This window comes from Crenobacter sp. CS_VA4, assembly GCF_055597485.1.
In genome coordinates this window covers 42,285-54,776 of the sequence record NZ_JBVMAE010000023.1, presented here as the reverse complement: position 1 = coordinate 54,776, position 12,492 = coordinate 42,285, and the positions used below count along the sequence as shown (strand labels likewise).

At 65.3% G+C, this 12,492-nt stretch carries 9 protein-coding genes; 3 read left to right on the top strand and 6 right to left on the bottom strand.

Going from position 1 to position 12,492, the window contains the following annotated elements; translation table 11 throughout:
- Window positions 1–295: 295 nt before the first annotated feature.
- From ACZ2IA_RS17840 to ACZ2IA_RS17815, 6 genes are all read right to left on the bottom strand, one after another.
- Window positions 296–2,278 (bottom strand): methyl-accepting chemotaxis protein, encoded by a 1,983-nt coding sequence (locus ACZ2IA_RS17840; protein WP_470293942.1) that lies wholly within the window; start codon window positions 2,276–2,278, stop codon window positions 296–298.
- A gap of 171 nt (window positions 2,279–2,449) precedes the next feature.
- Window positions 2,450–3,703: a UDP-N-acetylglucosamine 1-carboxyvinyltransferase gene (gene murA / locus ACZ2IA_RS17835; RefSeq protein ID WP_470293941.1), complete on the bottom strand. Its 1,254-nt coding sequence runs from the start codon at window positions 3,701–3,703 to the stop codon at window positions 2,450–2,452.
- A 6-nt stretch (window positions 3,704–3,709) separates the two neighbouring features.
- Window positions 3,710–3,958, bottom strand: a complete 249-nt coding sequence (locus ACZ2IA_RS17830) for a BolA family protein (RefSeq protein ID WP_470293940.1) — start codon at window positions 3,956–3,958, stop codon at window positions 3,710–3,712.
- A 48-nt stretch (window positions 3,959–4,006) separates the two neighbouring features.
- The gene (locus ACZ2IA_RS17825; RefSeq protein WP_470293939.1) at window positions 4,007–4,762 is read right to left on the bottom strand and encodes an ABC transporter permease; all 756 of its coding nucleotides are present in this window, start codon (window positions 4,760–4,762) and stop codon (window positions 4,007–4,009) included.
- Entirely contained in the window at window positions 4,762–5,664 is a 903-nt protein-coding gene (locus ACZ2IA_RS17820; protein ID WP_470293938.1) for an ABC transporter ATP-binding protein, read from the bottom strand. Before ACZ2IA_RS17820 ends, ACZ2IA_RS17825 begins: the two co-directional genes overlap by 1 nt.
- A gap of 42 nt (window positions 5,665–5,706) precedes the next feature.
- Window positions 5,707–6,360, bottom strand: a complete 654-nt coding sequence (locus ACZ2IA_RS17815; protein ID WP_470293937.1) for a TetR family transcriptional regulator — start codon at window positions 6,358–6,360, stop codon at window positions 5,707–5,709.
- A gap of 273 nt (window positions 6,361–6,633) precedes the next feature.
- Here ACZ2IA_RS17815 and ACZ2IA_RS17810 point away from each other — a divergent pair, with 273 nt between their 5' ends.
- From ACZ2IA_RS17810 to ACZ2IA_RS17800, 3 genes are read left to right on the top strand one after another with little or no spacing between them, the layout of a single operon-like run.
- Complete coding sequence (locus ACZ2IA_RS17810) at window positions 6,634–7,821, top strand: efflux RND transporter periplasmic adaptor subunit (protein ID WP_470293936.1); 1,188 nt, start codon at window positions 6,634–6,636, stop codon at window positions 7,819–7,821.
- An 18-nt stretch (window positions 7,822–7,839) separates the two neighbouring features.
- Window positions 7,840–10,995, top strand: coding sequence for an efflux RND transporter permease subunit (locus ACZ2IA_RS17805; RefSeq protein ID WP_470293935.1), 3,156 nt, complete (start codon window positions 7,840–7,842; stop codon window positions 10,993–10,995).
- On the top strand, window positions 10,988–12,463 hold the full coding sequence (locus tag ACZ2IA_RS17800; RefSeq protein WP_470293934.1) for an efflux transporter outer membrane subunit: 1,476 nt from the start codon (window positions 10,988–10,990) through the stop codon (window positions 12,461–12,463). The genes ACZ2IA_RS17805 and ACZ2IA_RS17800 overlap by 8 nt, the downstream gene beginning before the upstream one ends.
- The last annotated feature ends 29 nt before the right edge of the window (window positions 12,464–12,492 follow it).

Sequence of the window (12,492 nt, the reverse complement as noted above, 5' to 3'; positions counted from 1 at the left end):
TTCGCTTCGGAACCCCGGTTCCCGAGCACCCAAAGCCCCAGCTCAGCCGAGCTGGGGCTTTGTGCTTTGGCGCGCCAACACCGCCCCGCGCACAACTCCTGCTTACCATTACCTGCCGCGCCCCATTAGTTCACCGTTCCATTGCGTCCTTGTCGTCGTCTTGCTATTTAATGCACTTCGGCAGTTCACGGACCAATGATCTCCACCGCTGCTGTGCTTGCCGGTTTGGCTGCGCCCGCCCAAACAAAAAGCCTGTCTGACGACAGGCTTTTTGTTGCTCTGAAGACTTCCCGGCTCAGAGCCGGAACCGCCCGATCAGCGTCTCCATCTCGTCGGCGAGTCGGCGCAGTCCCTCGGTATCGTCGTGCGCGCTCTGCACTGCGTGGTCGGTCTGCTGGACCATGCTGTGGATCTGTTCGATGTGATGGGCGATTTCCTGGCTGGCGCTCGACTGTTCGGCGGTGGCGGCGGCGATGTCGCCGACGCTGGCGACCACCTGGCGGGTGTCGTTGCGGATCAGGTTGATCGAGCCGACAGCTTGGCTCGCCAGGCTGACGCCGTGGTCGACCTGCTGCAACGCCGTCTCCATATTGCCGCTGGCCTGGCGCGACTCCTGCTGGATGGCGGCGATCATGCCGCCGATCTCGACGGTGGCACGGGCGGTGCGTTCGGCCAACTTGCGCACCTCGTCGGCCACTACCGCGAAGCCGCGGCCCTGTTCGCCGGCGCGCGCCGCCTCGATCGCGGCGTTTAGCGCCAACAGATTGGTCTGGTCGGCGATGTCCTTGATCACGTTGACGATGCTGCTGATCTGCTGCGAGCGGTCTTCCAGGCCGCTCAGTACCGTCGCCAGCGTGCGCACCGTGTCGGCGATGCGGGCGATTTCCTGCGCGCTGGCTTCGACGTCGCCGGCAACGTGTTCGGATAGACTGCCGGCATCGCGCGCCAGCGTCTCGGCGTTGCGCGCGGCGTCGGCGATCTGGCTGACACTGACCGATAGCTGCTCGATGCTGGCGGCGGTGGCGTTGGCCGCCTCGGCTTGGTGGTTCGAGCTCTGGCGGATCTGCTCGACCTGCTGCATTAGCTGGCGGCTGGCGCCCTGTACGCCCTGTCCGTGGCCGCGTACGTCGAGCATCATGCTGCGCAGCGAGCCGATGAAGCGGTTGAACGCGCCGGCGGCGGTGCCGATCTCGTCTCGGCTGGCGATCGCCAGCGACTGGGTGAGGTCGCCGTTGCCCTGCGACAGACCGGTCATCGCGCCTTGAAGGCTGCCCAACGGCTTGAGCAGCAGGTTCAGCAAGACGCCGAGCAGCAGCACGATCAGTACTAGCAGGCCGACGCTGACCAGCGTCGCCTTCAGGCTGGCGGCACGGGCCGAGGCGAATGCCGCGTCGAGCGGAATCGACAGCTGGGCGGCCCAGGGGCTGGCGGTGTCGCCGATACGGATCGGCAGAATGAAGTGGCGGAAGCCGTCGGCGCTGTCGTAGCTGTAGCTCTGGCCGGCGGCGATGGCCGCCTTGGCGTCTCCCGGGAGGTTTTGGGCCGGTTTGCCGTTGGTCCGGGCATCGCGGCCGGCCAACTGCAGGCCGCGGTTGGAGTAGAGCGACAGGTAACCGCTGTCGTAGGGCTGGATCGCGCTGGCCATGCTCTGCAGGTCGGCCAGCGCCAGGTCGCAGCCGGCGACGCCGATCGCCTTGCCGTCGACGATCAGCGGGAACGACACCGTGCCCATCAGCACCTTGATGTCGGCATCGATATAGGGTTCGGTGAGGATGGGGCGGCTGGTGGCCTTGGGCTTGACGTAGTACTCGCTGGTATCGGCGCCTTCGGTACCCCACACCACGTCGATCTTGCCGTTCTTGCGGTACCAGTAGACGCCGGCACGCCCTTCCTTGTCGTTGTTCGGCTGGCCGGCCAGTTCGGCGTCGTGACTGTCGAAGGCATTGTGGTCCCACAGCACGAAGTAGCCGACCGCGTTCGGGTTGGTGGGCGTCTGGCGCTTGACGATGGCCGACAGTAGCACCCGGCCGTTGGTGGCTTGCTGCTGGCGCAGCGCCACCGCGCTTTCGGCCAACGTCTGCGTCGAGAAGTAGGCCTGCTCGAGGCGGCGCTGTACCTGGTCGGCGGCGAGCCGGGCCTGCTGCTGGGCCGACACGAGGGCGGCGTCTTCGGCCTGCTGGTAGCCGAGGTAGGTATTCAGGCCGATCAGGCCGGCAAAGCCGATCAGGATCAGCAGACCACTGCCGAGCAGGATCTTGCCGCGTATGCTGTGCACCATCTGACGAGTTCTCTTGTTTGATTTATTTGACGCCGCAACGCGGCACTCTCCTCTTGCAGTGGTCAATTAGAATGTCATGTGATGGGATTAGCAAGCAAAGGTCTGATTTTTGTTAAAAAAACGGCCAACCGCGTTAACGGTTGGCCGTTGTGTCGAAAAAAACAAACAGTCTTAGCTGTGGCGCTCGATGTGGGCGCCGACCGCGCCGAGCTTCTTCTCGATGTGTTCGTAGCCGCGGTCGAGGTGGTAGATGCGGTCGACGATGGTCTCGCCGTCCGCCACCAGGCCGGCGATCACCAGGGACGCCGACGCGCGCAGGTCGGTGGCCATCACGGTGGCGCCGGACAGCCGTTCGACGCCCTTGATCACCGCGGTATTGCCCTCGGTCTCGATATTGGCACCCATCCGGTTCAGTTCCGGTACGTGCATGAAGCGGTTCTCGAAGATGGTCTCGGTGACCATCGCCACGCCGTCGGCGATCGCGTTCAGCGTCATAAACTGCGCCTGCATATCGGTCGGGAACGCCGGGTAAGGCAGGGTGCGCACGTTGACCGCCTTCGGCCGACGTTTCATGTCGAGCGAGATCCAGTCGTCGCCGGCCTCGACCACCGCGCCGGTCTCGACCAGCTTGTCGAGCACCGCTTCCATCGACTTCGGCGCGGCGTTACGCAGCACCACGTGGCCCTGCGTCGCGGCGGCGGCGACCAGGAAGGTGCCGGCCTCGATGCGGTCCGGCATCACTGCGTGCTCGGCGCCGTGCAGGCGTTCGACGCCCTCGATCACCAGCCGGTCGCTGCCGATGCCGGAGATCTTGGCGCCCATCGCGTTCAGGCACAGCGCGAGGTCGGTCACCTCGGGCTCGCGCGCGGCGTTTTCCAGCACGGTGGTGCCGTCGGCCAGCACCGCGGCCATCAACAGGTTCTCGGTGCCGGTGACGGTGACCATGTCCATCACCACCTTGGCGCCGCGCAGGCGCTTGGCCTGCGCCTTCACATAGCCGTGCTCGATCGACACCTCGGCGCCCATCGCGACCAGGCCCTTGATGTGCTGCTCGATCGGGCGGCTGCCGATCGCGCAGCCGCCGGGCAGGCTGACGGTGGCCTCGCCGAAGCGCGCCAGCGTCGGGCCGAGCACCAGGATCGAGGCGCGCATCGTCTTCACCAGATCGTAGGGGGCGACCAGGTTGTTGATGCCGGCGGCGGTGATCTCGACCTCGTGGACGTTGTCGGTCATCACTCGCGCGCCCATGCCCTGAAGCAGCTTCTGGGTGGTGGCGACGTCGCGCAGCATCGGGACGTTCGACAGCTTCAGCGTGTCGGCGGTCAACAGGCTGGCGCAGAGGATGGGCAGCGCGGCGTTCTTGGCGCCGGACACGCGGATCTCGCCGTTGAGCGGCCCGTTGCCGCGGATGTGCAGTTTTTCCATGTCGGCTTAGCCCTGTTGTTTTTCCCATTCGTCCGGCGTCAGCGCCTTGACGATCGAGAGCGCGTGGATCTCGTTGCTTTGCAGGCGCGATTTGACCACTTCCATCACGATGCGGTGACGCTCGATCAGACGCTTGCCGGCGAAGGCCGGCGAGACGATCTGGGCGTAGAAGTGATGACCGTCGCCTTCGACCGCGATGTGGGTGCAGTCGAGGCCGGCGGCGATGTATTGCTGGACGAGTTCGGGGGTAACCATGTCTGTCGAATCCAAAAATTGAGAAAGCCTAGAGCCTGTCAGGTGTTTTTAATGACGCAGCTTGTAACCGGTCTTGATCATCCACAAGGCCAGGGCGGACAGCGCGACGAAGCTGGCGCCGACCACGCCGAGCGACAGCCAGGGGCTGATGTCGGCCTGGCCGAAGAAGCCGTAGCGGAAGCCGTCGATCATATAGAACACCGGGTTGGCGTGGCTGGCCGCGTACCAGATCGGCGGCAGGCTGTTGATCGAATAGAACACGCCGGACAGGAAGGTCAGCGGCATGATCAAGAAGTTCTGGAACGCCGCCAGCTGGTCGAATTTTTCCGCCCAGATGCCGGCGATGAGGCCGAGCGTGCCGAGCACGCCGCAGCCGAGCAGCGCGAACGTCAGCGCCCACAGCGGCTCGGCCGGCAGCGGCAGGCCGAACCAGGCGGTCACCACCAGCACGCCGAGGCCGACCAAGAGGCCGCGCACGATCGCCGCCAGCAGATACGCCGCGAAGAACTCCAGCGCGCCCAAGGGCGGCAGCAGGATGAACACGATATTTCCGGTGATCTTCGACTGGATCAGGCTGGACGAGCCGTTGGCGAAGGCGTTCTGCGCCATCGACATCATCGCCAGCCCCGGGATCAGGAAGGCGGTGTAGCTGACGCCCGGGTAGGCATCGACGTGGCTGCGCAACACGTGCGAGAAGATCAGCTGGTACATCAGCGCGGTCAGCACCGGTGCCGATACGGTCTGGAACGCGACCTTCCAGAAGCGCAGCACTTCCTTCTTGAACAGGGTGTAGAAGCCGTTCATCACGCCTGCCCTCCGTGCATCATCGACACGAACACGTGTTCCAGGTCGGTCTCCAGCATCGACAGCTCGCGAACCTCGACGCCGGCCTCGCGCAGCGTCGTCAGCACACCTTCCAGCTCGGTCAGCGCCGGCAGGCGCAGTACGATGCGGCCGTCGTCGTCGCGGACGTGGAGCGATCGCAGTGCCGCCGGCAGTTCGGCCGACAGCTGTAGCTCCACCTCGCGGTTGGCCGAACGGGCCAAGAGCGTGTCCTTGTTCTCCAGCGCCACCAGCCGGCCGCGCTTGAGCATCGCGATGCGGCTACACAGCGCCTCGGCCTCTTCCAGGTAGTGGGTGGTCAGCACGATGGTGTGGCCGGCGTGGTTCAGCTCCTGGACGAAGCGCCACAGGCTCTGGCGCAGCTCGACGTCGACGCCGGCGGTCGGCTCGTCGAGCACGATCACTGGCGGGCGGTGCACCAGCGCCTGGGCGACCATGACCCGGCGCTTCATCCCGCCGGACAGCGCGCGCATATTGACGTTGGCCTTGTCGGTCAGGCCGAGCTTGAACAGCAGCTCGTCGATCCAGGCGTCGTTGCGGCGCAGGCCGAAGTAGCCGGACTGGAACACCAGGGTCTCGCGCACGGTGAAGAACGGGTCGAACACCAGTTCCTGCGGCACCACGCCGAGGTTCAAGCGCGCGTCACGCGCGGCGCCGACCGTGTCGTGGCCCATGATGCGGATCTGGCCCTGGTCCTGGCGCGACAGCCCGGCCATCGCCGAGATCAGCGTGGTCTTGCCGGCACCGTTCGGGCCGAGCAGGGCGAAGAATTCCCCCTGTTCGACGGTGAAGCTGACGGAGTCGAGCGCCTGCAGTTGGCCGAAGCGCTTGCCGACGCCGTCGATCGAGATGGCACTGGTCATGCAATGAGGGGGAGGAAGGCGGAAAAGGTCGGAAGTATAGCGCTAGTTGCCGTTTTCGTCAGCAGCGTCGCGCCAGCTGCCGGGCCGGAAAACCCCTGAAAAATAAGGGGTTAAAAGCTGCTCGGCGTCGCGGGCCAGGTCGAGCGCCTCGGGGCGCATCAGCCACACCTCGATCAGGCCGCGCAGCTGGCCTTGCAGGCTGAGCGCGGCCATATATGGGTCGATGCCCGGCTGCAGTTCGCCGAGCGTGGCGGCGTGTTCGAGCAGGCGCTGGAACCGTTGCTGGTTTTCCTTCAGGCATTCGGCGTTGGCGAGGTTGACCAGTTCCATCTCGCCGACGTACTCGCAGCGCAGCTGCAGGATGCCAACGATGCGCTTGATGCGTGGGACGGTGCAAACGGCGTACAGCAGCTCGCAGCAGTGGCGCCACAGCGTGCGCGCCGGTGCGGTGCGCGCCTGTTCGCACAGGCGGCGCTGCATTTCGTCGATTTCCGGTTCGACCAGGCCGCACATCGCGTTGAACAGGTCGGCCTTGTTGGCGAAGTGCCAGTAGATCGCGCCGCGGGTGACGCCGGCGGCGTGCGCGATGTCGGCCAACGAGGTGCGGCTGACCCCCTTTTCCCAGAACAGCGTCTGGGCGGTTTCAAGTAGCTGCAGCCGGGTCTGTTCGGCTTCTTCGCGGGTACGGCGGGCCATGGTGGGGCGGTCTCGTGGTAGGGGAGGCATCTTAAAGCGGGAACGCTGATTGTTAAACCAAATAGTGATAGCTGTTTGGCAAGATCGACAATCTACAATTATTTTTTAAAATGGCTCGCCGCGCATTTTACATACGTTCGTGAATGTATGTAAAATGCCAAACTCGAATTTGCATACGCCGACCATTCGTTCGTCATCCTGTTCGGCGTATCATGGCAATTAAATTCATACGTCATTGCAACAATCACGAAGATTTAAGAAGGAGCACAAGTGGTGAACTCCGTACCCCATTTTAACCGCCGTTTCGGCCGACTGGGCCTGGCGCTGGCGGTGACCGCCGCGCTAGCCGCTTGCGGCAAGTCGGCCCCCAAGGTGCAGCAGCCACCGGTGCCGGTCAGCGTGGTCACCGTCCAGTCGCAGAATGTGCCGGTCAACTACGAATTCGTCGGCCAGGCCAACGGCTATCGCCAGATCCAGGTGCGTGCCCGGGTCGGCGGCATCCTGCTCAAGCGGGTGTATACCGAGGGCCAGCGCGTCAAGGAAAACGACCTGCTGTTCCAGATCGACCCGGCACCGTACCAGGCCGCCTACGACAATGCCAAGGCGTCGCTCGGCGTCGAGGAGGCGAAGCTGGTCAACGCCAAGCAGAACTACGACCGCGTGCTGCCGCTGTTCAAGGAAAACGCGGTCAGCCAGAAAGACCGCGACGACGCGGTGGCGTCGTACCAGTCGGCGCTGGCCTCGGTCGCCGCGGCGCGCGCCACGCTGCAGAACGCCAAGATCAACCTCGGCTACACCCGCGTCACCGCGCCGATCACCGGCATGACCAGCAAGGAAGCGGTGTCCGAGGGCAGCCTGATCTCCGTGACCAACGAAGGCAGCCTGTTGACCACCATCTCGCAGCTCGACCCGATCTACGTCAACTTCAGCGTGTCCGACAACGACATGCTGCGGGTGCGCAAGCTCCAGCAGAGCGGCCAGCTGAAGCTGGTATCGCCGAATAAGCTGAGCGTGCGTCTGAAGCTGTCAGACGGCAGTGAATACAGCCAGACCGGTTCGCTCAACTTCACCGACAACCTGATCGACACCGCGACCGGCACGGTGAGCTCGCGGGCGCTGTTCCCGAACACCAAGGGGCAGATCCTGCCGGGCCAGTTCGTGCGTGTGGTGATCGACGGCGTGGTCCGCACCAATGCGCTGCAGGTGCCGCAGAAGGCGGTGTTCAGCTCGCAACAGGGCAAGATGGTCTGGGTGGTCGGCCAGGACAACAAGGCGACGCCGACGCCGATCGAGACCGCCGACGAGGTCGGCCACAATGTGATCGTCGACAAGGGCCTGAAGGCGGGTGACCGGGTGGTGATCGATAACCTGATCAAGCTGCGCCCGGGTGCGGTGGTGAAACCGGAAGCGGCCAAGCTGGAGACGGCGAATGCCGCCGCCCCGGCACCGGCCGCGCACTGATAGCGGGAGACAGACACGATGTTTTCTGCTTTCTTCATTCGCAGGCCGATCTTCGCCTCGGTGATCTCGATCATCATCGTGCTGGCGGGCCTGGCGGCGATCAAGGCGCTGCCGGTCGAGCAGTTTCCGCAGATCGTACCGCCGACGGTGGCGGTGGCAACGAGCTATCCGGGCGCGTCGGCCGAAGTGATCGCCGCCACCGTGGCGGCGCCGCTCGAGCAGGCGATCAACGGCGTGGACGACATGCTCTACGTCCAGTCGTCCAGCTCCAGCTCGGGGGCGCTGACGATCACGGTGACCTTCAAGATCGGCACCAACCCCGACCAGGCGACGATCAACGTCAACAACAAGGTGCAGTCGGCGCTGGCGGCGCTGCCGGAGGCGGTGCGTCGTCAGGGCGTGACGGTGCGGAAGAAGTCCTCCGCCTTCCTGCAGGTGATCGCGCTCTACTCGCCGAACAAGAGTTACGACACGCTGTACATGAGTAACTACGCGTTGCTCAACGTGATCGACGAGCTCAAGCGGATCCCGGGTGTCGGCGACGTGATCAACTTCGCCGCGCAGGACTACTCGATGCGGATCTGGTTGCGCCCGGACAAGCTGGCGCAGATGAAGTTGACCACCACCGACGTCGCCAACGCGATCAACGAGCAGAACGCGCAGTTCGCCGCCGGTCGGGTCGGTGCCGAGCCGACCGACAAGCCGGTCGACTTCACCTACACGGTGACGACCAAGGGCCGCCTGACCGACCCGGCCGAGTTCGAGAACATCATCCTGCGTTCCAACCCGGACGGCTCGAAGCTGCGGCTGAAGGACGTGGCGCGGGTGGAGCTGGGGGCGTTGAACTACGACTTCCGCGGCACCTACGACGGCCAGCCGACCATCCCGATCGGTATCTTCCTGTCGCCGGGCGCCAACCAGCTCGCCACCGCCGACGCGGTGCAGGCGACGATGACGCGCTTGTCGCAGAACTTCCCAAGCGACCTGAAGTACTCGATCCCGTACGACACGACCGAGTTCGTGAAGGTGTCGATCCACGAGGTGGTGAAGACGCTGGGCGAGGCGATGGTGCTGGTGTTCCTGGTGGTGTTCATCTTCCTGCAGAACTGGCGCGCGACGCTGATTCCTTGTTTGGCGGTGCCGGTGTCGATCATCGGCACCTTCGCCGGGATGTACGCGCTGGGCTTCTCGATCAACACGCTGACGCTGTTCGGCATGGTGCTGGCGATCGGTATCGTGGTCGACGACGCGATCGTGGTACTGGAGAACGTCGAGCGCCTGATGAGCACCGAGAAGCTGTCGCCGGTGCAGGCGTCGTTCAAGGCGATGGAAGAAGTGTCCGGGCCGGTGGTGGCGATCGTGCTGGTGCTGTGCTCGGTGTTTATCCCGGTGGCGTTCCTCGGCGGTATCGCCGGACAGATGTACAAGCAGTTCGCGATCACCATCGCGATGTCGGTGACGATCTCGGGCCTGGTCGCGCTGACGCTGACCCCGGCCTTGTGCGCGCTGATCCTGAAGGCCGAGCATCAACACGAGCACCCGCTGTTCGACAAGTTCAACGCCTTCTTCGACCGGATGACCCGGGGCTACACCAACGGCGTGCGTTTCCTGCTCAAGCGCATCTTGCTGGCGCTCTTGCTGTTTGCCGGCGTGATCGTGCTGGCCATCGGCCTGTTCCGCGCGGTGCCGGGCTCGCTGGCGCCGGATGAGGACCAGGGCTACATCATCGCGGCGATGTTCTTGCCGGACGGTGCGTCGATGAGCCGCACCGGCGCGGCGATGCAGCAGCTCGACCAGATCACCCGGCCGAACTCGGCGGTGGCGCACGTGCTGTCGTTCTCGGGCTTCGACATCCTGTCGGGGTCTAACAAGACCAACGGGGGCGTGAGTTTCATCACGCTGAAGCCGTGGGACGAGCGCAAGGCGCCGAACGAGCAGGCCTTGTCGCTGGTCGGCCAGGTGTTCAAGCAGGGCATGGCGATCCGCGACGGCCTGGTGCTGGCGTTCAACCCGCCGCCGATCTCGGGGATGTCGAACACCGGCGGTTTCGAAGCCTATGTGCAAAGCCGCGGCACCGGCACCACCAAGGACATGGAGGCGATGACCAAGAAACTGGTCGCCGCGGCCGCCAAGCGTCCGGAGCTGGCGGGTGTGCAGACCACCTTCTCGGCCAACGTGCCGCAGGTGTACATCAAGCTCGACCGCGACAAGGCCAAGGCGCTCGGTGTGGCGATCACCGACGTGTTCAGTACGATGCAGAGCACCTTCGGTTCGCTGTACGTGAACGACTTCAACAAGTTCGGCCGTACCTTCAAGGTGCAGCTGCAGTCTGAGGCCGACTTCCGTGCCAAGGTCGAGGACATCCGCAACGTCTACACCCGCTCGGCGTCGGGCAGCATGATTCCGCTGTCGGCGCTGGTGACGGTGGAGCAGAGCACCGGCCCGGAAATCCTGGAGCGCTTCAACATCTTCCCGGCGGCCAAGGTGGTCGGTAACCCCTCGCCGGGCCACAGCTCGGGCGAGGCGATCAAGGCGATGGAAGAAGTGGCGCAGGACACGCTCAGCAGCGACTACTCGCTGGCGTGGAGCGGTTCGGCGTTCCAGGAAAAGTCGACCAGTGGCTCGTCCGCGACGGTGTTCGGCTTCGGCATGATCATGGTGTTCCTGATCCTGGCGGCGCAGTACGAACGCTGGACGCTGCCGATCGCGGTGCTGATGGCCGTGCCGTTCGCGGTGTTCGGCGCGCTGACCGCCAACTGGCTGCGCGGCCTCGCCAACGACGTGTACTTCCAGGTGGCGCTGGTGACGCTGATCGGTCTCGCGTCGAAGAACGCGATCCTGATCGTGGAATTCGCCGTGCTGAAGATGGAAGAAGGGATGTCGCTGTTCGACGCGGCGCTGGAAGCGGCCAAGCTGCGCTTCCGGCCGATCGTGATGACCTCGCTCGCCTTCGTGCTCGGTTGCGTCCCGCTGGCGATTTCCAGCGGCGCCGGCGCGGCCAGCCGCCACTCGGTCGGTACCGGCGTGATCGGCGGGATGCTGGCGGCGACCTTCATCGCGGTGTTCTTCATCCCCGCGTTCTTCCTGTTGATCATGCAATGGTCGCAACGCGGCAAGCCGGCCAAGCCTGAGATCCCGGCGCTGGCGAAAGAAGGAGAGGCCACGCATGACTAAGCAATTGCTCCCCGCGCTGGTCGCGCTGGCCCTGGCGGGCTGCGCGGTCGGCCCCGATTACAGCCGGCCGAAGTTCGACATGCCGGACAACTGGGCGGCGCAGAACGGCCAGCCCGGCAGCGCGGCCGCGGTCGAGGCCGGCTGGTGGAAACGCTTCAACGACCCGGTGCTCGAAGAGCTGGTCGCGGCGGCGCTGAGCTACAACCAGGACCTCGCCGCGGCGGCCGCGCGCGTCGACGAAGCCGCGGCCCAGGCCGGCATCGCCCGCGCCGCGCTGCTGCCTAGCCTCGACTACAACGCCAACTACATCCGCCGCCGGACCTCGGCCGAAACCACCGCGCCGGGCACGCCGCTGGTGGCCGACGTGCGTACGGTCAACGGTGTGCTGTCGTGGGAGCTCGACCTGTGGGGCAAGCTGCGCCGCAGCAACGAGGCGGCCCGCGCCGCCTTCCTGGCCAGCCGCTACAACCGCGACGCGGTCGAACTGTCGCTGGCGTCGCAGGTGGCCAATACCTACTTTCAGCTGCGTGCGCTCGATGCGCAGCTGAAGGTCACCGAGCAGACGCTGAGCTCGCGCCAGGAATCGCTGCGCCTGCAGCAGAAACGCTTCCAGGGCGGCCTGATCTCGGCGCTCGACCTGCACCAGGCCGAGTCGGAAGAGGCGTCGTCACGCGCCGCCGTGCCGCAGATTCGCCAGTCGGTCGAGCAGACCGAGCACGCGCTGTCGGTGTTGACCGGCCGTTCGCCGCGCGAGCTGCTCAGCCCGATGCCGCGCGGCCAGACGCTCAAGGCACTAGCGATCCCACCGGTGGTGCCGGGCGGCTTGCCGTCCGAACTGCTGACCCGCCGCCCGGATGTGGCGGCCGCCGAGCAGCAGCTGGTGGCCGCGAACGCCGAGATTGGTGTGGCCCGCGCGGCGTATTTCCCGAGCATCAGCCTGACCGGGATGATCGGCTCGCAGAGCCTGTCGCTGTCGGGCCTGTTCCGCGGTCCGGCCAGGACCTGGAGCTTCGCCGGCGATCTGGCCGGTCCGATCTTCAACTTCGGTGCGACCGGCTACGGCGTCGACGCCGCCAATGCCCGCCAGAAACAGGCGCTGGCGTCGTACCAGCTGGCGGTACAGAACGCGTTCCGCGACACGTTGGACGCGCTGTCAGCGCTCGACGGCACGACCAAGAGCGAGGCCGGTCAGGCCGATCAGCTGCGCGCGTTGCGCGAGACACAGCGGCTGGCGCAGCTGCGCTATGACAACGGCTACTCGAGCTACCTCGAGGTGCTGGACGCCGAGCGCAACGTCTATGCGTCGGAGCTCAGCGTGATCAATGCACGCCAGGCTCGTCTGAACGCGGCGGTGTCGCTGTACAAGGCGCTCGGCGGCGGTTGGTCACAGGCCGAGGCCGACAAGCAGCCGAGCGGTGTTCCGTCCACCGCTCCGACCCTGGCGCCGGCGGCCAAGGCACAAGGCTGACGGTTCGGCCAACGTTGTGGCAAAAGCCG

What these genes read in the sequence shown, in the direction of transcription:
- ACZ2IA_RS17805 (WP_470293935.1), top strand. Translation starts at nt 7,840, where the DNA reads ATGTTTTCTGCTTTCTTCATTCGCAGGCCGATCTTCGCCTCGGTGATC.
- ACZ2IA_RS17830 (WP_470293940.1), bottom strand. Translation starts at nt 3,958, where the DNA reads ATGGTTACCCCCGAACTCGTCCAGCAATACATCGCCGCCGGCCTCGAC.
- ACZ2IA_RS17840 (WP_470293942.1), bottom strand. Translation starts at nt 2,278, where the DNA reads ATGGTGCACAGCATACGCGGCAAGATCCTGCTCGGCAGTGGTCTGCTG.
- ACZ2IA_RS17820 (WP_470293938.1), bottom strand. Translation starts at nt 5,664, where the DNA reads ATGACCAGTGCCATCTCGATCGACGGCGTCGGCAAGCGCTTCGGCCAA.
- murA (WP_470293941.1), bottom strand. Translation starts at nt 3,703, where the DNA reads ATGGAAAAACTGCACATCCGCGGCAACGGGCCGCTCAACGGCGAGATC.
- ACZ2IA_RS17815 (WP_470293937.1), bottom strand. Translation starts at nt 6,360, where the DNA reads ATGGCCCGCCGTACCCGCGAAGAAGCCGAACAGACCCGGCTGCAGCTA.
- ACZ2IA_RS17800 (WP_470293934.1), top strand. Translation starts at nt 10,988, where the DNA reads ATGACTAAGCAATTGCTCCCCGCGCTGGTCGCGCTGGCCCTGGCGGGC.
- ACZ2IA_RS17825 (WP_470293939.1), bottom strand. Translation starts at nt 4,762, where the DNA reads ATGAACGGCTTCTACACCCTGTTCAAGAAGGAAGTGCTGCGCTTCTGG.